We start from the raw sequence: 19895 nt of genomic DNA on the forward strand, positions 1-19895 counted from the left end.
TCAGCCGAGCAAGCGGCCTCAACCGAGCGGCCGTCCTCAACCGAGCAGGCGGCCGAGTTCGGCGACCAGGTCGCGGGCCCGCGCGATCTCGTCATCGGCCGGTGGTTCCTCGGCGGGGCGCGCGCCGGGCTTGTCGAGCGACAGCAGCTCGGCGCCCTCGGTGACGTCGATGTCGAAGACGACCTTGTCGGCGCGGTGCCAGGTGGTGAACCACTCCAGCGGGTTGCCGTGCTGGTCGCCGGTCTCTCCCTCGAGCAGCAGCAACGGCGCCCCGGACGGGACCTCGAGGGCGTCGGCCAGCCGCTCGTCCGCCGCGACGGCCCGCACCTGCCTGCGGCCGCTGACCGCCCGCAGACCGAATTTGGTGTTGAGCAGCTTGTGCAGCGAGGCGTCGGTCAACTCTGCCGCCGTCAGTTCGGGCACCCGGCCCCGAGGCAGCCAAGTCCGCACGTAGGACAGCGGCTCGCCGTCGATCGATCGCAACCGCTCCAGCCGCAGGGTGTCGCGGGTGCGCAGGTACGACTGCGCCTCCGGCGGCGGCACATCGCGTTCGATGGCGTCGATCCGGGTGCTCAGCCGTCGGCCGGTTCGGGCGAACTGGTCGAACATGCCGGTTGCCCGCTGCACCAGCCGGCGGTGCTCCGGCTGCGGCGCGACGATGCTCGGCCGGCCCTGATGCCGGTGGACGAGGCCGTCCTCGGCGAGCCGGGCGATTGCCTGCCGCACCACGCTGCGGGAGACGCCGAACCGCTGCTGGAGATCGGACTCGCTGGGCAGCGCCGCGCCCGGTGGCAGGTCGTGGCCCAGGATCTCCCGCCGCAGCGACTCGACGATCTGCAGGTAGAGCGGCGCCGCGGCGGATCGGTCGAGGTCAGAGCTTTCGGCGTTCACGGCGTCAGACTAACTTCGGCGTTCACGGCGTGAGACTAATGAGTGGTGGTCGCTTCGTCGGCCTGGCGGGCGGTTTCCCAGACGGCGGACCAGCCGGGGGCCAGTTCTGCGGCCCGGCGGGTGGCGAGCACCAGGCTGGCCTCGCGGGCGATGCCCTGGCCCGCGATGTCGAACGCCGTACCGTGGTCGACGGACACCCGGACGACCGGCAGGCCGACGGTGATGTTGACCCCCTCGTCGCCGTACACCGCCTTGAACGGCGCGTGGCCCTGGTCGTGGTAGCAGACGATGACGAGGTTCCACTTGCCCTTCACCGCCTGCGGGATCAGCGCGTCGGCGGGCAGCGGGCCATGGGCGTTCAGGCCGGCCGCGCGAGCCGCTTCGACCGCGGGCGCGAGGATGTCGGCGTCCTCGTCACCGAAGATGCGGTTCTCCCCCGCGTGCGGGTTGAGTCCGGCGACGCCGATCCGCTCGTCCGGCCGTCCGAGGGCGCGGGCGAACGAACCGACCAGCCGCAGCACGTTGTCGGTTCGCTCCCGGGTCACGTCCTCGATCGCCTGCCGCAGCGACACGTGGGTGGTGAGGTGGAAGAAGTAGAGGTCTCCGGCCGACAGTACGAGGCTGAAGTTGCGGACCCCGAACTCGTGCGCCAGCAGTTCGGTATGTCCCGGCCAAGGGTGGCCGCCCGCGTGCATCGCGGCCTTGTTCAGCGGCGCGGTGACGATGCCGTCGACGAGGCCCTCCTTGGCCAGGGCGCAGGCCCGGATGACGAACCGGGCGGCACCGTCGCCGGCGGCCGGGCTGATCTCACCCCAGGGCACGTCGCCGAGCGACGGCCCGTCCTGGATCAGCTCGATGGTGCCCGGCTCGTTGCGCGCGTCGGCCGGGCTGTCGATGACCCGGACCTGGCCGGGGTTCCCACCGACCACCTCGACCCCGCGCCGGACCGCGTCGGCGTCCCCGATCACGACCGGACGGCAGATCTCGCGGAGCTCGTCATGCCCGAGCAGGGTGCGGGCGGTGGTCTCCGGGCCGATGCCGGCGGCGTCGCCGATCGTCAGTGCCAGGGTGGGGATGGTCATGCACGGCTCCTTCGGGGATCGAGAGGGCTGGATCGAACGGCCTCGGCCGCGCGGATCAGGATGTCGTCGGTGCCGAAACCGCCGGCCTTGGTCGCGACCGGCAGACCTGCGTCGGGACCACCGGTGAGGTAGCCGAGCGGGACGCCGTCAGCGACCTCGCCGCTCAGCCGGATGCCGGTTGCGGACAGGGCGGTGAGCACCGCCAGGGCACCGTCGCCGCCGGCCAGGACGAGCCCGGCAGGACGGACGGTGCTCACTAGCCGGGACGCGAGCTCTCCCAGCCGGTCGGCCACCACGGATGGGGCGACGGTCGCGCCTTCGGCTGCAGGCCCCATCAGCACCAGTACTCCGAAGTCGTCCACCGCCGCGTCGGAAACGATCGAGCGGGCGAACTCCTCCCAGGCACCGGCGTCGCACAGGGTGGCCGCATCCGGCTGGATCCGGCGGGCACCGGCTGCGGCGAGCAGTTCGGCCTGACCACGGGAGGCATCATGCAGGGAGCTCACCACGACCAGGACAGGACCCCTGGGCAACGGCCGCCACCGGCGCGCGAGGTGAGCCGCCAGCCCGGCCGATCCGACCGCGACCGCCTGGTTGCCTAGGGCAATCACCGCCCGGGCGACCCGGTCCAGGTCGGCCTCGTCCCGCGCATCCACCACCACGACAGGACCGCGCCCGCGCAGAGCGGCCGCCAGTTCCGTGTCGTCCGCTCGAGGATCGAGCACGACCAGCGGTGCGTCCAGGAGTGTTGGTACGTGACTCTCGCGGACCGGGGTGACCGGGTCACGGCCGACCGCGGTCTGGGCAACCGGTACGCCGTGCACGAGGAGGATCCCGTCGACCAGGGTGCGGCCGACCGCTGGGAACGCCGGGCAGACCACGGCGACGACGTCACCCGCACGGGCCGCGACCACTGCGTCCGTCATCGCCCGGACCGGCCCACGCAGCGTGGAGTCGATCTTGAGGTAGACCGCAGCGCTGCCTTCGTCGAAAGTCACCTTGTCGAGCGCCGTGCGGACAGCGTCCGCCGCAGCGGCCGGCTCGAGAGCCCGTGAGTCGGTGGTGATGGCAACGACCTCGGCCTCGCTCGGCCCGCCGGGCCCGACCTGCAGCTCAGCGGTCCAGCCGGCTCGGTCGAACTGGCCCGCCGTGTCGGCCGCCCCCGTGAGGTCGTCAGCCAGGACGACGACCCGAGAGGTCATGCGACACCTTCTTCGACCAGCGGGCGCGGAGTGGATGCTTGCAGTCCACCTTCGCGCCGCAACACGAACGCCGCAACCGTGGGCGCCAGCAGCGCGGTGACGAGCACCGCGGCGGCCACCTGGGCGATCGCCGAGTCGAGGTAGGGCTCGAACGAGGCATCGGCGGCGACCACGATCGCCGGAGTCGCGACCGCGTTGCCGGCCGTCGTACCGGCGGCGAATCCGATGCCGGACTTCGGGCCGCGCTTCAGGATGAAGCGGTACGCCAGGTACAGCAGACCGCCGGTGAACAGCACCACTCCCGCGCCGATGAACAGCCCGGCGAAACCACCGGTGGCGATGTCCTTGATGTTGATCCCGGCACCGAGGGCGAAGGCGAAGAACGGGATCACGATGTTCGGCACCGGCTCGACCGCCTTGCGCCAGTCCTGGTCGACGTTGCCGACCAGCACCCCGAGCAGGAAAGGCACGACCGCCGCGACCAGCGTGATCAGCGGGACGTCGCCGAGCCCGGAGGCGCCGATGAAGAGCAGCACCAGGAAGGGGCCGTCGTCGAACGCGCTGGCGATGTACGCCCCGCGGTCCCGCTCATCGCCGTACTGGCCGGCGAACGCCAGCCACAGGCCACCGTTGCTGTTCGCGAAGCAGGTGATCAGCGCGAGGATCGAGATGCCCCAGAACCCGTCGATCCCCACCTGGGTGCCGAGCAGCACGACCAGTCCGGCCGGGATCAGGGTCTTGAACACCAGGACCACGACGGTGTGGCTCGCGACGCCCGCCGCGCCGGAGCGGATGTCCACCTGGGTGCCGGTGGCGAAGATCAGCAGCGCGATCAGCGGCAGCGCGCCGTCGCTGAAGAGGGCGGTGGTGAAACTCCCGATCTCCAGCGTGCCCGGGGCGAACGTCCCGATCAGCGACCCCAGGATCAGCGGGATGAGCATCAGCCCGCCCGGGATCCGCTGCATGGTGGCGAACATCGGGAAGCGTGTCTTTCTGGTGCCGTTCACGCGGCATCTCCTCGTCTCGACGCCCCCCAGCGTAACTTGTACGGACAACTTGTCCGCACAGGATTACACGGCGATTTCGCGGCTGTAAACCCCTGTGCGCGAAATGAGACGGCTGAGACGCGCGGCCTCACCAGACGCGTCGAACCCCCCGCCACCTGATGACGGGGGGTTCGTGACGGCGTCTCGGCGAGGTCAGCCGATCGACTCGACCGGGAGCTCCGACTCGACCGCCGGGGCGGTGGCGGGCGCCGGTCGTTTGGCCCACGGGCGGACGCCGAGGACGATCACCGCGAGGGTCAGCGCGGCGTAGATCGCCGAGCCGATGAACGCGGCGTGCACGCCGTCGGTCAGCACCTCACGAGCGTGCTCGACCGGGTTCGCGGCGGAGGCCGTCGAGTTGCGGCTCGCAGTACCGAAGATGGTGACCAGGATGCCGAGGCCGAGGGCGCCTCCGACCTGCTGCAGCACGTTCAGCATGCCCGAGGCGGCACCCGCGTCCTCCGGCTGTACGCCGGCGAGCGCGCGACCGGTCAGCGGGATGAAGATCATCCCGGCGCCCAGGCCGAACAGCAGCAGCGGGCCCACCACTCCGCTGAGGTAGCTGGTGTCGACTGTGGCGCGGGTCAGCCAGAGCATGCCGAGCAGCACCGAGATCGAGCCGGTGATCATCAGCCGACCACCGTCGATCCGGCCCAGCAGACGCGGTACCACCCGCGACGAGGTGAACAGCAGACCCGTCAGCGGCAGGAACGCCAGGCCCGCGGCCAGCGGACTGAAGCCGAGCACGCCCTGCATGTACTGGGTCAGGAAGAAGAACATCCCGAACATCGTCCCGACCACCAGCAGCATGGTCAGGTACGCCGCGACGCGGTCCCGGCTGCCGAACAACCGCAACGGCACGATCGGGTGGCTCACCCGGCGCTCGATCAGCACGAACGCCACCAGCAGGACCAGGCCCGCCGCGAAGGCGCCGAGCACCTCGGGCGACGTCCAGCCGACCTCGGCGACGCGGATGAAACCGTAGACGAGCGAGGTGATGCCGAGCGTGGAGGTGAGGGCGCCGGCGACGTCGAACTTGCCCGTCTCGGGCGGGGTCTCGCTAAGCACCTGCCGGGCGGCTACTACCAAGCCGATGCCGATCGGCACATTGATGAACAGGCCCCAGCGCCAGGACACCCAGTCGGTGAGCATGCCGCCGACCACCAGGCCGACGCTCGCGCCACCGGACGAGACCAGGCTGTAGAGACCCAGTGCCTTGAGCCGCTCCGGACCTTCCTTGAAGGTGAGCATCAGCAGAGTCAGCGCGGCCGGAGCCGCGATCGCGCCGCCGATGCCCTGCAGGACGCGGGCGCCGAGCAGCAGCTCGGCGGACGGGGCGAGACCACCGAGCAGCGAGGCCGCGGTGAACACGCTCACGCCGGTGATGAAGACCCGGCGACGGCCGAGCAGGTCACCGGCCCGCGCGCCGAGCAGCAGGAGACCTCCGAAGGCGAGGGCATAGGCGTTCTGCACCCAGGACAGACTGGACGGGCTGAAGTCGAGCGCGTGCTGGATCTTGGGCATCGCGATGTTCACCACGGTGCCGTCGAGGATGACCATCAACTGGGTGATCAGGATGACTGCGAGAACTACTCCCGGCCGCCGCGCGGGCGTGCCGGTATCGGCGCCGGACGGCGCCGCGGATGTTGCCGCCATAGTGTGACTTGCTCCTTACCCCGAAGGGGCTAGAGTGGAATCAGAATGAAGTGGAGCGCTCCTCCGGATACGATACGGAGGCTACCTCCGTTTTTTCAAGCGATTTTCAGGATGACTTTTCCGCGACGGCTGCGAGGAGGCCGGAATGATGTCGACACCGTTGCCGACCACGCGGCCGGCCCGCGCCGACGCGCGGCGGAACTACGACCTGCTGGTGTCGGCCGCGCGGGAGGCATTCGCCGAGCACGGCACGGACACCTCGCTCGAGGAGATCGCCCGCCGGGCCGGTGTCGGCATCGGCACGCTGTACCGGCGCTTCCCCAACCGGACCGCCCTGCTCGAGGCGGTCTACGTGGACGAGATCCAGTCCGTCTGCGACCGCGCCTACGGTTACGCCGACAAGCTCGGGCCGTACGACGCGCTGGCGGCCTGGCTGCGCAGCTTCGTCGGCTACAGCATCTCTAAGAAGAGCCTGGCCGGTGAGCTGACAGTTGCGCTGGGCAAGGACTCTGAGTTCTTCACGGCTTGCAAGGTGAACGTGCGCGAGGCCGGTGAGCTGCTGCTGAACGCCGCCAAGAAGGAGGGCACGGTCCGCGAGGAGCTGCAGCTGATGGACATCCTGCGGCTCGTCGGCGGCATCACCATGGGCCGCGACATGGACCGCGATCAGGCCGAGCGCCTGCTCGAGATCGTCCTCGCCGGCCTGAAGCCGGCCACCGCCCCCGCCTGAATCCCGATCGGCGGCGCGGGCTGAAGCCGGTACTGCGGCCTCGGCCGCCGCGCGAGTCGGCTAGTCCAGCTTGATCGGGGTCAGGGCGTCCAGGAACGGGGCGGTGGCGTCCTTCTCGGTGTAGAGCAACTGGTCCTTCGGCAGCGGCCACGGGACGGCGATCTCCGGGTCGAACAGGTTCAGCGCGATGCGCTCCGAGTCCGGCGTCCAGTGCTCGTTCAGCAGGTAGGTGTAGATCGTGTTCGGCTCGAGCGTGCAGAAGGCGTGCCCACAGCCGCGCGGCAAGTAGACCCCTTGGGCCGGCGTCAGCTCGAACGTCTCCAGTCGCCCGAAGCCCGGGCCTTCGCGCAGGTCGACGATCGCGGTGAACAGCCGTCCGGCTGCCGGGGAGATGTACCGATCCCAGGGTTCGGCATGGATGCCGCGGGTGATGCCGACGTCGGCGGTGTAGGCGATGTTGTTCTGGACGAACTCGACCACCGGCAGCCCGAGCTTCTCCAGCTTCTCCCGCTGGAAGCTCTCCTTGAACCAACCGTCGCCGTTCTCGATCACCTCAAGCTCGAAATGCAGCAGGCCCGGGATTGTGGTCTCGCTGAGCTGCGGTCCGGTCACGGCCGCCAACCCTAGCGGGCCTCGCGGCCAGCTCCGCGCGGGTCTGGCGGCACCCGGACTAGCGGGGCACCTGGCGGCGGGTTTCGAGGTGGGCCAGGTCGGCCGCGGTCAGGCCGGCGGCCCAGCCGGCGCCGTTGGTGATCCTGGTCCGCCGGACCACCGTGTCCGGGAACAGCTTCGTGAACAACGCGTCCACCTGCTCCTCCCGCTTGCTCAGCACCGGCAGCAGCCGCCCCGCGTCCACCTCCGGTACGGCGGCCTGCGTGGCTTCGGTGGTCCTCTGCAGCCGCTCCCCGATCCGCTGGGCATAGGCCATCAGGAACGACTGCCGGAACGAGCGCGTGCGGGACTCGCCGCGATGGCCGACGTGCTTCCCCGCCTCCAGCATGGCCCGATTCGCCTGTACCAGCAGGGAAGTCGCAAGCAGCTCGGTCAGTTGGAGGTCCAGCTCGGCGCCGACGATCGTGACCACGGCGAGCTGCTCCATCGAGACCGTGCGGCACCGGTTCGCGCTCGCCACCGCCCCGACCAGCTGCGCTTTCGCCGACACGTAAGGGGTTTCCACCCAGATCCGGCGGGCACCCGAGTCGTCCGGGAGATCCAGTTCCGGATCCGCGTCCACCAGGGCCCGGTCGAGCGAGAACTTCGCCATCAACTCCTGGGCCTTCGCCGACAACGCCTCCGCCTCTTCGGGGAAGTCCGTCCCCTCCGCCTTCGCCAGCAACGCCCGGATCCGCGCCAGCACCTTCCCACTCGACGCCGGTACTGCGGACGCGGCGCGCGCCGACACCGGAGTACCGGGGAGTGGGAACAGGCGGGCCAGACCCGGGAGGGTCTGGAGGAATCCGGCCAGGGCGAGGGCGGTGTGCAGGGCGAGGTACCGGCCGAGTCGCTGGTCTGCTCCCCAGTTGGTCAGATCGAGCGCCGACTCCGGACGCTTCACCCCGAGATCGGCCAACTGGTCGAGCCAGCGCGGGTCGATCGCCGAGTCGGGGTAGGACCGGTGCTCGGAGGCGATCACCGCGAGCAGCAGTGGTTCGACGGCCGGCTCGAGCTTGCGTCGAGCGTGCTGGACGACATCGGCCGGGGTCCAGCCGCGCTCCCAGGCCGAGCGGATCAACCCGTGCAGGAAAGCCTGCAGGCACCGATCCACCTGAGCTTGGTCGCGCTCGTCAAACCCACCGAGGCGCGCCAGATAGCCATCGGCGCGGCCGTCGTCGAGCGCCACGGCGGCTGAGGCGGACGGCAGCAGCTGCAGAATCTCCTGATCGCTCACCCGGCAAAGTCTGACACCCGGACCCAACCCGCCGCCCGCCGCGACCTCAGTCCTGTGGATAACGGTCGATCGGGAACCCGAAGGCCGGGAACAACGCCGGCTGGTGGAACGACAGGACGGAGGTCACGCCCGCTTTGGTGAGGGTGAGCACCTGCAGGGAGTGGCCGTGGAATCCACCATCGCGCCCGCGGGTGTACATCGCGAAAGCGGGCTGCCCGTTCGCTGCCGTCTCCACCATCATCCGCTTCCCTTCCCCGGGCGGAAGCTTCGCCTTGAGCAACCGCAGGACATCCACCCGACCGCTGAACCAGGTCGGGATCGGCGGCATCTCCCACCGGGTGTCCTGAGTCAGCAACCCTTCCAATGCGACCAGGTCCGCCTGCTCGAAGGCCTTGGCGTACTGGTCGAGCAGCGCACGGCGTACGGGCTCGTCCGGCTCGCTGAACTCGTCCTCGGCGGGTGAGAGTCGGGCAAGCTCCGCACGCGCCCGCTGGAGCGAACTGTTCACCGCAGCGGTGGTCGTCTCCAGCAATCCGGCGACCTCAGACGCCTGCCAGGCAAGGACATCCCGCAAGATCAGTACTGCGCGCTGCCGCGGCGGCAAGTGCTGCAGCGCCGCCACCATCGCCAGCCGGAGACTCTGCCGGGTTCCGACCACGGCAGCCGGGTCCAGCAGGTCCGGGAACGGTTCGAGCCAGCTGACCTCGAGCGACTGAGGCTCGATCTCGTCAGGGTCGTTGCCGGGGGCACCGAGGGCCGACGGGACGAGCCGGCGACTGCTGTGCTGCAAGGCGTTCAGGCAGACCCGGGTGGCGATCCGGTAGAGCCAGGTCCGGACCGACGAGCGCTGCTCGAAGTCCGCGAACCCCCGCCAGGCGCGCAGGTACGTCTCCTGCACCGCGTCCTCGGCGTCGTGCAGCGACCCGAGCATCCGGTAGCAGTGCGCGACCAGCTCACCGCGGTACTGCGCGAACTCGTCCTCCAGGTTCATCCCAGCTCCTCAACCGGCTCCTGCCGGGTGCCCACCAGCTCGGTACTGCGCGGCGCGCTGCTGCGCCGCCCTGTGATGGCAAGCCCTGCCGCAGCTCCGACCAACGACAGTACGCCGCACACGGCCAAGGCTCGGGTGAATCCCGTGCTGAACGACTCGTAGCCGCCGGCGGCGGCGAACACCGCGGCCAGCACGGCGACTCCGACGACGCCTCCGAGCTGACGCATCATGCTGTAGATGCCGGAGGCGATTCCGACGGCCTCACGCGGCAGTGCACCGATGCTGGCGCTCTGCGTCGCCGGCATGGCCATGGACACGCCGCAACCGGCTACGACCAGCGGTAGCACCAGCTCGGTGTACTGGACTGTGTTCTTGCTGACTTCGCTGATCCAGAACATCCCGACTGCTTGCAGAGCCAGTCCCGCCACAACGAACGGGCGCTCGCCCAGGCGGTCGACCAGGCGGCCCGCGATGGGTGCGACGAGGAAGAGGGTCGCTGTCCACGGCAGGAGCTGCAGGCCGGCCTTGAGAGGACCTGAGCCGAAGGTGACCTGCATGTACTGGGCCAGGAAGAACACTGCGCCGAACAACGCGGCAGTGAGGAAGAAGCCGGCGCTGTTACCGGCCGAGAAGGGCCTGGAGCGGAAGAACTCCAGTGGGACCATCGGGTGCTCCGAACGGGCCTCCCAGACCAGGAATCCCACCAGCAGAAGGACTCCCAGAGTGAACGAGGCGAGCACCTCCGGGCTGGTCCAGCCCGCGACGGCTCCGCGGACGACGCCCCAGACGAGGCCGAGTACTGCCAAGGTGATCAGGGTGGCGCCGCCCAGATCGAGCCGGCGGGCGACACCTCTGCTCTCGGGGATGTGACGCAGTACGAGCGGGATGGCGACGACGCCGACCGGGACATTGATCCAGAAGATCCACTGCCAGGCGAGGCCTTCGGTGACTGCGCCGCCGACCATCGGGCCGCCGAACACCGCGAGACCCGTGACACCGCTGAAGATGCCGATAGCCCAACCGCGTCGCTCCGGTGGGAACGCCGCGCCGAGCAAGCCCATCGAGAGCGGCATCACGACGGCCGCGCCGATGCCCTGGACTGTGCGGGCGGCGATCAGCCACGGCACCGAGGTGGCGAGCGCGCAGCCGATCGAGGCGACCGAGAAGAGCGCGAGGCCGGCCGCGAACGTCCGCCGGCGGCCCCACCGGTCACCGATCGCGGCCGCCGTCATCAGCAACATCGCGAAGCTGAGGCTGTAGGCGTTCACCGTCCACTCGAGCTGCTCGATCGACGCGTCGAGGTCCTGCCGGATCGTGGTCAACGCGGCGGCCACTACCAGCACGTCGAGCGCCACCATCACTGAACCGAGCGAGGTCAGCGCCAGCACCCAGCGCTGCTCGGTGGTCGTTCTTTCCTTCATCAGTGGTCCTCCAGAGATTTCGCTGTCACTGGTACTGACAGCGGCGGCGGACCGAACTCATCGCTGCGATGAGTTCGGGTGCCGGGGGCGGTCTGAAGGAGTGAGAGCACTTTCTTCGGAGGAGAACCATGAACGCAGCAGTGATCCGCTACCGGACCAAGCCGGAAGCAGCCGACGAGAACCAGCGACTGATCGAGAACGTCTTCGGCGAACTGGCCCTGAAGACGCCACCCGGCCTCACCTACACCGCCGTCCGCCTGGCGGACGGCGTCACCTTCGTCCACGTCGTCGACGGCGAGGGCGTCCCCGACCTGACCGCCTTCCAGGAGTTCCAGCGCACCTTGCCCGACCGTCTCGAAGTCGCCCCCGCCCGCGAGGAGGCCACCGTCGTCGGCACGTACTCCGCCGAGGTGCTCGTCTAACGTACGTTTCAAAAGTAGTCAGAGCGGTTGCGGCGACTGGTCCGCTTCGCCGGCGAACGAAGACCGATCCTGCCGGCGCCTATGGTGCGTTTCGGGCTCGCTGGACCACAGGTGTTGTCGTACGTCGATCGTATTGTCGGCGCATGGTATTTACGTCGCCTGTGGAGCGGGCCATGCCGAATCGTCTGGCTGACGAGCGCGACGCGCTGACACAGCAGCTCGACTTCCACCGCGCCACCCTGCTTCGCAAGCTGGAAGGTCTCGATGGCGAGCCGCTGCGTCGGCCGATGACGGCGTCTGGACTCAGCCTGCTGGGGTTGGTGAAACACCTGGCCGAGACGGAGCATGGCTGGTTCCTCAAGATCTACGGAGGGTTGCCCGAGCCAGATCTGTTCTCGACCGACAGTGACCCAGATGCGGAGTTTCGCGTCGGTCCCGATGAGACGGCCGACACCTTGGTCGGGCAGTACCTACGGACTTGCGAGCGGGCCCGGGCCGTCGTGGCCGCCGGCGGGCTCGACGACGTGGTCACGACGCCGTGGGGCGCGGAGGTCAACTTGCGGGCGATCCTGGTTCATATGGTCCAGGAGACCGCGCGGCACAATGGTCACGCCGACATCATCCGAGAGGCGATCGACGGCACAACAGGCCATTGAGGCCCGTCTCACAACTGGGTCGGAGACACTCGTTGATCGCGACGGTGTGGAGGGTGTGGCCTGGTCCCGCACGGCGAGTTTGTCGTATCGCGTCGCGATGGCGCGTGGCGTTTGAGCCGGTTTGATACCGCTCTCCACGGCGTGGCGCTGCTTGTAGATGTCCGGGTCGAAGCTCGGGGTCGTCCGCCCTTCGAGCCCTTCTTGCGGCGATTCGCGGCCTGATCGGCCTTGATCGGGATGGTCGCCTTGATCCCACGTCGACGCAGATAGTCGCGGTTGGCGTGGGAGGTGTAGGCCTAGTCGGCCGGGACCCGGTCGAGTCGGGTGCAGAGCCGTCACGACCCGCCGCCAGGTTCCGTCCCGCTGCCAGCGGCGGAACAGGCCGCACACCGTCTGCCAGGGTCCGTACGCCGGCACGTCCCCCCAAGGCGCACCCACCCGCACCCTCCACCGGATCCCGTCGATGGGTTGCCGTTTCGTCCACGTCGGCGGACGTCCTGACTTGCGCCCTTCGGCAGCAGCGGCTCCAGCACCGCCCACGGGCGTCGGTCAGATCGAACCGCCTCGTCAGCGGTGTGGTGGCCACGAGGTCTCCGTGCTGATGGTCGTCCTGGTCGACAACCCATCTACCGGGTAGGTCACCGCCGACGACAACTACATCTGAATCTGCCAGCCACGCCCAGCTCCAGTGGAACGTCGTGTCAGCCCGACAGACCGGTAAGTGCCCTCACCGACTTTCGAAACACGGCGTAGCCCCGTCGGACATCCTGTCGTGTCGCAGGTACTTGCCGTCGCGGAGTCGTGCGCCTGCGGCTATGGCGGCGGACAGCCCAGCCCGGGACCTCGGACTTGGTGGCGGTCAGCCCGGTCGGGCACAGGGTGGTTCTCCGCGGCGGCTTGTGGTCGGGATGGTGGGAGTTCGCCGCCGTGGCTTTGATTGGGGCAGCCAACCGGAACCACCGTCGGCGCCAGCGGCGATGGGCGAGGTGGTCGCATTGGCCGTTTCCATGTCCTGTGGGTCGTGGTCGCCCCACGGATCGAACCCTACGGCCGTGCCGTCCGTGGCGGTCCGCGCCAGGTCGCCAGGCGTTGGCGTGTTGGTGCCGGTTCCCGAGCAGGGTGGATCGGTGTCACCCCAGGGATCGAACTGAGCGACTGCACCAGTCGCGGCGGTCGTGGGTGGCGGCTGGTGGGCGCTGTTTCGGGCATGGCTGGGCAGCAGCCCGCGGCCGCCGTAGCTGCTGCTGGCCGGTGTGCTGCTGGCAAGACTGTGAATGGGTCTGCGGTAGCGGGTTCGGGTGGGGTTGGGGTCGGCCCAGGCGGGTCTGGCGACGGTGACGGTGCCGTGGTGGAGGGTGATGTGCCAGTGGCCGTGGTGGGTGTCGATGTGGTGGCGGCGGCACAGCAGGACCAGGTTGGTCAGGGCGGTGGGGCCGTTGTCGATCCAGGAGATCAGGTGGTGGGCGTCGCAGAAGATCGGTGGGGCTTTGCACACGACGCAGCCTTTGTCGCGGGCGTTGAGGGCGCGGCGCATGGCGCGGTTGACGAAACGCTGGGCCATGGCGACGTCGAGGGGTTCGGAGTTGGCGCCGAGCACGATCGGGATGATCTGCGCCTCGCACGCCAGCCGCCGGATCGCGCCGGCGGACAGTCCCTCGCCGTGGACCAGGGTCCCGACCGCGTGGGCGCCTGCGTCGGTGAGGTCTTTGAGGTCGATGGTGATCGTGATGTGCGCCTTCGGGCCGTGCCCAGCCTCCGCGATAGCACCACTGCCTGCTGCACCACTTCCTGCAGCACCACTCGCGGCTGCACCGGTCTGGGCGGCGCTACCGGCCGCCTGTCGAGTGCCGTTGCCGCTTGGCGAGCCCGCGGTCTCCGCATAGTCGAGAGTCGCCGCTGCCGTGTCGGCTGGATCGGCTGGGCCGGCTGCGGTGGTGATGGCGTTGGAGGCGACGTTGAGGACGTCGGTGAGGGCGTCGGCGCGCCGCTTGTCCGGTGAGCGCGGGTCCAACTCGCCGGTGACGGTCTTGCGCGGCTTCGAGCCCTCCAGGATGAGGGCCTGGAACAGCTCGGCGTTCTCGTTGGCCAGGTAACCGCTGAACCTCACCCCCCGGTCCGCGGTCCTCAGCCGCAACTCCTCCCGCGCGTAGGCCTTGTCCTCCTCCGGCGCCGGCCCGTCGGCATCCAGCAGGTCCCGGACCCGGCGCGCCGCCTTGCGCAGCTCCGACGGGTTGAAGTGACGCCCCAAGGCGACGAGTTGTTCCTCGGCCACGGCCAGGTCCTCGACCGCGACGGTCTTGGGGACGTTCTCGAGTTCGGACACGATCGCCGCGGCCTGCGCCGGAGACAACACCACCGCATCGGCTTCGGCCTCCACGCCCGGCTCACCGTCCAGTTCGCTGCCCGGCTCGTCCTCGTTGGCGTCGGCCGGATCCCCGACGCCGGTGGCTGGGAGCGCGTTGGTGACGGCGGGGTACTTCTGGAGCGCTTTGGCCAGGCTGAGATCACGCTTGATCACGCCCGGGTCGAGACGGTGCCGAAACGCCAGCAGCCGGGCGGTGTCGCCCGCGCCCAGCGTCGCGGCGTGACCGGAGGCGTCGTAGTCGGCCAGGAGCTGCAGGCGGTAGGTCTGCAACCGGGAGATCTCAGCCTGCAGGGCGTCGAGAGCTGCCAGCTGCTCGCTGGCACTCATCGACCACACCGGCCGCTCACCCAAGATCTCCATACCCCAGACCCTAGACACCGGCTCCGACAGTTTCTGGTCCGGAAGGCCCTTATTTGTAAGGGATTCCGAAGATTGGCCGAAATTAGGTGTAGGCATCGGATCCGGACGAGTTGTTCACAACCCACCTACAGCTGTGGACGTGGGCGAGAACGGTTTCCGACCACGCGCCGATTGCAGTATGCGGCGAGGGTGTCGAGGATCTGGCCGGCGGTCTTGGTCCAGATGAAGGGTTTGGGGTCGGCGTTCTAGACGTTGATCCATTGGCGGACGTCGGCTTCGAGTTCGGGGATGCTGCGGTGGGCGGAGCGGCGGAGTCTGCGGTTGGTGAGTTCGGCGAACCAGCGTTCGACCAGGTTGGGCCGCGCGCCCAGCATGACTGGCCCATTCACACCGTGTCGGCGTACGTCTGGTCCTCGTGACGGGCCCGGGCGGCTTCGATGTCGGGGACGTGTTGTTCGGCCCAGAGTCGTACGGCGCGAAGCGGGACGAGGAGGGAGCGTCCTAGTGGCGTCAGGGCGTATTCGACATGTGGCGGGTTTTCGTCGTACTGGTGCCGGCTGATCAGGCCGTCGACTTCGAGGGAGCGGAGGGTCTCGGTCAGGACCTTCGGGGTGATGCCTTGGATGTGTGCTTTGAGGTCGGTGAAGCGGCGGGGGCCGTCGGCGAGGGCGTTGACGACGAACACGGTCCAGCGGGCGCCGATGCGGTGGAGCACGGTTCGGCTCGGACAGGTCGCCGCCATCACGTTGTACGCCTTGCCCATGGGTGCTCCCAGTTCCGTTGAAGATACCGGTATCAAATCCATACCGTGAGATCCGATCCTACGAGAAGGAGTGACGAAAGTGGAGCGGATCCTGGTCATCGGCGGTGCACGGGCGCTGGGGGCGGCAGTTGCGCGGCGTGCGGTGAAGGACGGGTACGACGTGGTGATCGGTGCACGTGATCTGGCTGCCGCCGAGGCGCTGGCGGCCGAGCTCGACGCGACCGCGGTGCGAATCGATCTGCAGGACGAGACGACGATGGCCGCCGCGGCGGCACGGCTCGCGGATGGGATCGATCACATCGTGACGACCGGTTCGGCGCCGCACGACGTGCGTGCTGTCGAGCTGGATCACGACAAGCTGATGGCCGCGTTCACGGCGAAGGTGATCGGACCGATGCTGGTCGCCAAGCACTTCGCGCCGGTGCTGCGGCCGAGCGGGTCGATCGTGTTGTTCTCCGGGGTCGTCGGGTGGCGGCCGGGACCAGGCTCGCTGGTCAAGGGGGTGACCAACGGTGCGGTCGAGTATGTCGCTCGCCATCTCGCGGCGGACCTCGCTCCGGTGCGGGTCAACGCCATCTCGCCCGGTGTCGTCGACTCGGGTGCTTGGGACCGGTTGGGCGACGGCAAGGCCGGCTTGCTGGGCAAGAGTGCCGCCGGAACGCTGGTCGGACGGTACGGCGAGTCCGACGACGTCGTCGACACGGTGATGTGGCTACTCCGCGCGGGCTTCATCTCCGGCGAGACAGTCCACCTCGAGGGCGGCGCCCGCCACAAGACCTCCTAGTGTCACGCGAGCCCGTCAGCTGCTGAGCACCTTCGCGTTCGCGAGTGCCTCTGCGAGGGCGGGCGAGATCTGCAACTGGTCAAGCAAGACCCATAGTCGCGAAGCCCGCGGACAGACGGTCGCGGATCTGCTGCATGCGCTCGGTGGAGTTGTGCGGCATGTCCCAGCGCGTCTCCAGCCACCAGGTTGCGCCCGCCTCCGCCCACCGCGCGACGTCCGCAGCCGCAGCCGCCGGGTCGTCTGCCGGCGTCTCGCCCTCGGCCACCACGTCCAGGCCGGGGGCGGCGCCGCGCTCGTCCAGCCACGTGCGCAGGGACCGCAGCTCCTCAGGCGAGGCCTCCCCCTGGTACTGCGGCAGCACCCCGTCGCAGCGCAGTACTCGCCGCATTGACTTGGGTCGCGGCCAGGCACCGACCACCCAGATCGGGATCCGCTCCTGCACGGGCCGGCCCACCTGGGTGAGGTCATCGCGGGCGCACTCGTAGTCGTAATGCTTGCCGTGATAGCTCAGCCCGCCGGCCCACAGCTCCCGGATCAGGTCGATGCCCTCGTCCATCATCGAAGCCCGCGTCCTGAGATCGAGCTCCTCGCCGGTCAGCGGCAGATCCGTGTCGACCGCGCCCAGCCCGACAGCCAGGATCGCCCGTCCACCGGACAGCTGGTCAAGCGTCACCACCTGGCTGGCCACCTTCCAGGGCCGTCGCCACGGCAAGGGAGTCAGCATCGTGCCGAGCTTGATCCGCTGGGTCCGCGCGGCCATCGCCGACAGCAACCCCCAGGCATCAACCCCGTACGCCGCCTCCCACACGAAGACCCCGTCCCACCCCGCCTCCTCGGCCAGCACGGCCTGCTCCAACTGCTCCACGGCCGTACCGCCCGGCAGGATCACCCCATATCTCATGCCCCGTTCCTACTCCTCCCCACGGACATTCCCGGCGTCGGCGAGGGAGTGGATTCAAGGCTGACTGAAGGGGATGGTGACAGGGTGTGGTACGCCGCGGTTCGCGTGCTTCATGGTCGGGGTCTGCCAGGACGCCGAGTCGTTGCCGGCCGAGCAGGCGTGGGTGCGGTCCTTCTGGCAGGACCTGACTCCGCACGCGATCAGCACGGGCGGCTACGTCAACGCGCTGGGCGACGTGGACCAGGATCGCGTGCGCGCGTCGTACGGGAAGAAGTACGAGCAGCTGGCCCAGGTGAAGGCGGAGTACGACCCGGACAATGTGTTCCATCTGAACGCGAACATCAAGCCTGCTTAGCGATCCGGCTCAGCGGGTGAGGCGAGGACGGCGTCGCCTCAGATGGAGGCGGCGCCGTCGATCACCAGGGCCTGGCCGTTGATGTTGGTGTTGTCGAGCAGCAGCATCCGGACCACCGGGACGACCTCGTCCGGCTCGGTCAGGTGACCGGTCGGGGTCCGGCGGACGATCTGGTCGAGCTGGGTCTGGCCGAGCACCGCCGACATCTCCGAGGCGAAGAAGCCGGGGGCGACCGAGTTGGCCAGCACCCGGCCGCCCAGTTCACGCGCGAGTGACCGGGTGGCCGAGTCCATGCCGCCCTTCGTCGCGGAGTACGCGACCAGACCGGGGAAGCCGCGCTGGGCGCAGATCGAGGTGACGTTGACGATCCGGCCCTTGAGGCCTTTCGCCAGCAGGCGGCGCAGTACGAACCGGGTCAGCACCAGCGGCGAGGTCAGGTTCGTCTGGATGATGTTCGCGAGTTGTTCGGCCGAGGTGTGCACGTGCAGGGAGTCCTGGCCGATCGCCGCGTTGTTGACCAGTCCGTCGATCGGGCCGAGCTTCTCCTCGACCTCCTTGACGAAGGCCTGGGTCGCCTTGGCGTCGTTCAGGTCGACCGAGCCGACGTGCACCTGGTCGGGGTACTTCTCGGCCAATGCGGTCAGTTCCGGCGTCACCGTCCGGGCGAACGCGGCCACCTTCACGCCGCTGGCGACCAGGTCGCTGACGATGGCCAGCCCGAGCCCCCGGGAACCACCCGAGACGAGGACCACCGACGACGGCGGCACCAGAGTGGATTCAGACATCGCTCTTCAACGTCTCCTTCTGCGGGATCGCGTCCAGGAACTTGATCCGCCGCGGTACGCCGTAGTCCGGCAGGCGGTTCGAACACCACTGAACCAGGTCGGCGTCGGTGATCGGGCCGAGGTCGGGGCTCGTCACCACCTCGGCGGCGACCATCCGGCCGACCAGCGGGGCTTTGCGGGCGAAGACCCGGGCCCAGGCGACGGCCGGGTGGCCCATCAGCACGTTGCGGACCAGGCCGGCCGAGACCTTGGACCCACCGACGTTGATCTCGTCGCTGTCCAGCCGTCCGGTGATCAGCACGCGGTCGTCGACGAACTCGACCCGGTCACCGGTCCGGACGGCTCCGTCGAGACCCGCGCCGTGGTGCGGTGAGGTGATGATCAGTTCGTCCTTGTCCACCGAGAGGGTCGGCCGCTCGGACTCGGGATCGGGCTCGCGATCCAGCCAGGCCCGGGGGAACCCGGCCTTGCCGTCGTGCACCACGATCGACGCGCCGACCTCGGAGGACGCGTAGATCCAGGAGATCCGCGCCTGCGGGAAGATCTCGCGCAGCCGGTCCAGGATCGCCTGGTCCACCGGCTCACCGCCGAGGGTGATCTGCTCGAGCGGCACCTTGGCGAGCGCCTCGGTGTCGCGGTAGATCGTCTGCCGCCAGAAGGTCGGCGTCCCCGAGGCCGCGGTGACGCCGTGCTCCGCGGCGATCAGCGGCCAGGTCTCCAGCTCGGAAGGCTCGATCACCACCAGGCCCTGGTCCGCCTGGGTCAGCGAGATCGTCACCACCTGCCACCAGGCGTAGGTGCCCGGGGCGTAGGGGAGCAACCAGGTGCGCGGTTGCTGCTGAGTGGTCACCGTGGTCAGGGACTCGAGGGTGTGACCGATGCGCTTCGGGCGACCCGTCGAGCCGGACGTGAGCAGCCAGACACGGCCGGACTCCTCCACCCGCTTGAGTTTCGCCGGGGTCACCGAGTGCTCGTCGCCCTTGGCGATCACCACCGCGAAGCCGGACTCGCCGAGCTCCTCGCGCATGCTCAGATCCACCCGCGAGCTGGTCGCGACCAGCAATTCGGTGCCGTGCACGGCGTGATGCCGGACCGCCGCCAGAGCGTCGGCTCCGTTGTCCACCAGTACTGCGGCCGGCGACGGCAGCTGGGGCAGTTTGTGCAGGGTTCTCCAGGTCACCGTCCGGCCACCGGCGACGACGGTGTTGTCGTCGCCGATCAGGGCGGTGGTACGGCGCCGGGCGGTCACGCCGACTGGAGCTGCTCGATGAAGTCCAGCACGTCGCCGACCTTGACGATCTGGCGCAGCCCGGGGGCATCGAAGTTCAGTTCGTCGCCGATCTCGTCCTCGACCCGCAGGGCCAGCTCGGAGAAGTCCAGCGACCGGAAGCCGATCTCCCGCAGATCGGCACTGTCCTCGGCCGGCAAGGTCTTGCCCTGCGCCTTCATCACCGCTCCCATCAGGTCCCGGATCTGCTCCCGCGTCAACTCAGCCATGGCCACAGAGCCTAGGGCATGGCTGTTCATCCCCTGCAGTCGCGAGCAGAGGCGTTCGACACGGTCGCTCCGTGTGCTGGCATGACGACAGCGATGCGTC

At 69.1% G+C, this 19895-nt stretch carries 20 protein-coding genes and 3 pseudogenes; 5 read left to right on the forward strand and 18 right to left on the reverse strand.

What is annotated here, in order from left to right:
* Nucleotides 1-36: 36 nt before the first annotated feature.
* The 5 genes from ACFPJ1_RS24375 to ACFPJ1_RS24395 all read right to left on the reverse strand — a co-directional run bounded on the left by ACFPJ1_RS24375 (nt 37) and on the right by ACFPJ1_RS24395 (nt 5877).
* Entirely contained in the window at nt 37-891 is an 855-nt protein-coding gene (locus ACFPJ1_RS24375) for a GntR family transcriptional regulator (protein ID WP_380107272.1), read from the reverse strand.
* Nucleotides 892-926: 35 nt separating this feature from the next.
* Nucleotides 927-1973: a 4-hydroxythreonine-4-phosphate dehydrogenase PdxA gene (gene pdxA, locus ACFPJ1_RS24380; RefSeq protein ID WP_380107274.1), complete on the reverse strand. Its 1047-nt coding sequence runs from the start codon at nt 1971-1973 to the stop codon at nt 927-929.
* On the reverse strand, nt 1970-3175 hold the full coding sequence (locus tag ACFPJ1_RS24385; protein WP_380107276.1) for a four-carbon acid sugar kinase family protein: 1206 nt from the start codon (nt 3173-3175) through the stop codon (nt 1970-1972). Before ACFPJ1_RS24385 ends, pdxA begins: the two co-directional genes overlap by 4 nt.
* The gene (locus ACFPJ1_RS24390) at nt 3172-4182 is read right to left on the reverse strand and encodes a 2-keto-3-deoxygluconate permease (protein WP_380107278.1); all 1011 of its coding nucleotides are present in this window, start codon (nt 4180-4182) and stop codon (nt 3172-3174) included. Before ACFPJ1_RS24390 ends, ACFPJ1_RS24385 begins: the two co-directional genes overlap by 4 nt.
* Before the next feature lie 192 nt (nt 4183-4374).
* Nucleotides 4375-5877, reverse strand: a complete 1503-nt coding sequence (locus ACFPJ1_RS24395) for an MFS transporter (RefSeq protein WP_380107280.1) — start codon at nt 5875-5877, stop codon at nt 4375-4377.
* Between the two features lie 145 nt (nt 5878-6022).
* On the opposite strand from ACFPJ1_RS24395, the gene ACFPJ1_RS24400 reads away from it, so the two are divergent.
* Nucleotides 6023-6607, forward strand: coding sequence for a TetR/AcrR family transcriptional regulator (locus ACFPJ1_RS24400; protein WP_380107281.1), 585 nt, complete (start codon nt 6023-6025; stop codon nt 6605-6607).
* A 60-nt stretch (nt 6608-6667) separates the two neighbouring features.
* On the opposite strand, the gene ACFPJ1_RS24405 is transcribed toward ACFPJ1_RS24400, so the two are convergent.
* Genes ACFPJ1_RS24405 through ACFPJ1_RS24420 form a run of 4 tightly spaced genes read right to left on the reverse strand, consistent with a single transcriptional unit; the run spans nt 6668 to nt 10907 of the window.
* A complete protein-coding gene (locus tag ACFPJ1_RS24405) occupies nt 6668-7219 on the reverse strand; it encodes a dTDP-4-dehydrorhamnose 3,5-epimerase family protein (protein WP_380107282.1) in 552 nt (183 codons plus the stop codon).
* 58 nt (nt 7220-7277) lie between these two features.
* Complete coding sequence (locus ACFPJ1_RS24410) at nt 7278-8495, reverse strand: DUF2786 domain-containing protein (RefSeq protein WP_380107285.1); 1218 nt, start codon at nt 8493-8495, stop codon at nt 7278-7280.
* A 46-nt stretch (nt 8496-8541) separates the two neighbouring features.
* Nucleotides 8542-9486, reverse strand: a complete 945-nt coding sequence (locus ACFPJ1_RS24415) for a sigma-70 family RNA polymerase sigma factor (protein ID WP_380107288.1) — start codon at nt 9484-9486, stop codon at nt 8542-8544.
* Nucleotides 9483-10907 carry an MFS transporter gene (locus ACFPJ1_RS24420; RefSeq protein ID WP_380107289.1) on the reverse strand — a complete coding sequence of 475 codons (1425 nt, stop codon included), beginning with the start codon at nt 10905-10907 and terminating at the stop codon, nt 9483-9485. The genes ACFPJ1_RS24415 and ACFPJ1_RS24420 overlap by 4 nt, the downstream gene beginning before the upstream one ends.
* Nucleotides 10908-11035: 128 nt before the next feature.
* Between ACFPJ1_RS24420 and ACFPJ1_RS24425 the strand changes: the two genes are divergently transcribed.
* Together ACFPJ1_RS24425 and ACFPJ1_RS24430 are read left to right on the forward strand one after the other, a co-directional pair.
* The gene (locus ACFPJ1_RS24425) at nt 11036-11329 is read left to right on the forward strand and encodes a hypothetical protein (RefSeq protein WP_380107291.1); all 294 of its coding nucleotides are present in this window, start codon (nt 11036-11038) and stop codon (nt 11327-11329) included.
* 161 nt (nt 11330-11490) lie between these two features.
* Entirely contained in the window at nt 11491-11985 is a 495-nt protein-coding gene (locus ACFPJ1_RS24430) for a DinB family protein (RefSeq protein WP_380107293.1), read from the forward strand.
* 78 nt (nt 11986-12063) lie between these two features.
* Here the strand turns inward: ACFPJ1_RS24430 and ACFPJ1_RS24435 are convergent.
* The 5 genes and pseudogenes from ACFPJ1_RS24435 to ACFPJ1_RS24455 form a co-directional block, all read right to left on the reverse strand.
* Nucleotides 12064-12281 (reverse strand): annotated as a pseudogene (locus ACFPJ1_RS24435) (IS5/IS1182 family transposase); the annotation flags it as partial.
* Between the two features lie 55 nt (nt 12282-12336).
* A pseudogene (locus ACFPJ1_RS24440) lies at nt 12337-12525 on the reverse strand (transposase); the annotation flags it as partial.
* Between the two features lie 319 nt (nt 12526-12844).
* Nucleotides 12845-14710 (reverse strand): HNH endonuclease signature motif containing protein, encoded by a 1866-nt coding sequence (locus ACFPJ1_RS24445; protein ID WP_380107295.1) that lies wholly within the window; start codon nt 14708-14710, stop codon nt 12845-12847.
* Between the two features lie 125 nt (nt 14711-14835).
* A pseudogene (locus tag ACFPJ1_RS24450) lies at nt 14836-15066 on the reverse strand (hypothetical protein); the annotation flags it as partial.
* 29 nt (nt 15067-15095) lie between these two features.
* The gene (locus tag ACFPJ1_RS24455) at nt 15096-15473 is read right to left on the reverse strand and encodes a winged helix-turn-helix transcriptional regulator (protein WP_380107297.1); all 378 of its coding nucleotides are present in this window, start codon (nt 15471-15473) and stop codon (nt 15096-15098) included.
* Nucleotides 15474-15543: 70 nt separating this feature from the next.
* Here ACFPJ1_RS24455 and ACFPJ1_RS24460 point away from each other — a divergent pair, with 70 nt between their 5' ends.
* Complete coding sequence (locus ACFPJ1_RS24460) at nt 15544-16257, forward strand: SDR family oxidoreductase (protein ID WP_380107298.1); 714 nt, start codon at nt 15544-15546, stop codon at nt 16255-16257.
* 79 nt (nt 16258-16336) lie between these two features.
* Here ACFPJ1_RS24460 and ACFPJ1_RS24465 read toward each other — a convergent pair whose 3' ends face one another.
* Complete coding sequence (locus ACFPJ1_RS24465; protein WP_380107300.1) at nt 16337-17158, reverse strand: LLM class flavin-dependent oxidoreductase; 822 nt, start codon at nt 17156-17158, stop codon at nt 16337-16339.
* Nucleotides 17159-17231: 73 nt separating this feature from the next.
* On the opposite strand from ACFPJ1_RS24465, the gene ACFPJ1_RS24470 reads away from it, so the two are divergent.
* A complete protein-coding gene (locus ACFPJ1_RS24470; RefSeq protein ID WP_380107302.1) occupies nt 17232-17513 on the forward strand; it encodes a BBE domain-containing protein in 282 nt (93 codons plus the stop codon).
* A gap of 38 nt (nt 17514-17551) precedes the next feature.
* Here the strand turns inward: ACFPJ1_RS24470 and ACFPJ1_RS24475 are convergent, their stop codons facing one another.
* The 3 genes from ACFPJ1_RS24475 to ACFPJ1_RS24485 are packed head-to-tail and all read right to left on the reverse strand — an operon-like array spanning nt 17552 to nt 19795.
* Nucleotides 17552-18298 carry an SDR family NAD(P)-dependent oxidoreductase gene (locus ACFPJ1_RS24475; RefSeq protein ID WP_380107304.1) on the reverse strand — a complete coding sequence of 249 codons (747 nt, stop codon included), beginning with the start codon at nt 18296-18298 and terminating at the stop codon, nt 17552-17554.
* Nucleotides 18291-19547 (reverse strand): AMP-binding protein, encoded by a 1257-nt coding sequence (locus ACFPJ1_RS24480; protein ID WP_380107305.1) that lies wholly within the window; start codon nt 19545-19547, stop codon nt 18291-18293. Before ACFPJ1_RS24480 ends, ACFPJ1_RS24475 begins: the two co-directional genes overlap by 8 nt.
* Entirely contained in the window at nt 19544-19795 is a 252-nt protein-coding gene (locus ACFPJ1_RS24485; protein WP_380107307.1) for an acyl carrier protein, read from the reverse strand. Before ACFPJ1_RS24485 ends, ACFPJ1_RS24480 begins: the two co-directional genes overlap by 4 nt.
* Nucleotides 19796-19895: the final 100 nt, after the last annotated feature.

Origin of the sequence: Kribbella qitaiheensis (genome assembly GCF_042657745.1) — a bacterium.
Taxonomy (GTDB): domain Bacteria; phylum Actinomycetota; class Actinomycetes; order Propionibacteriales; family Kribbellaceae; genus Kribbella; species Kribbella qitaiheensis.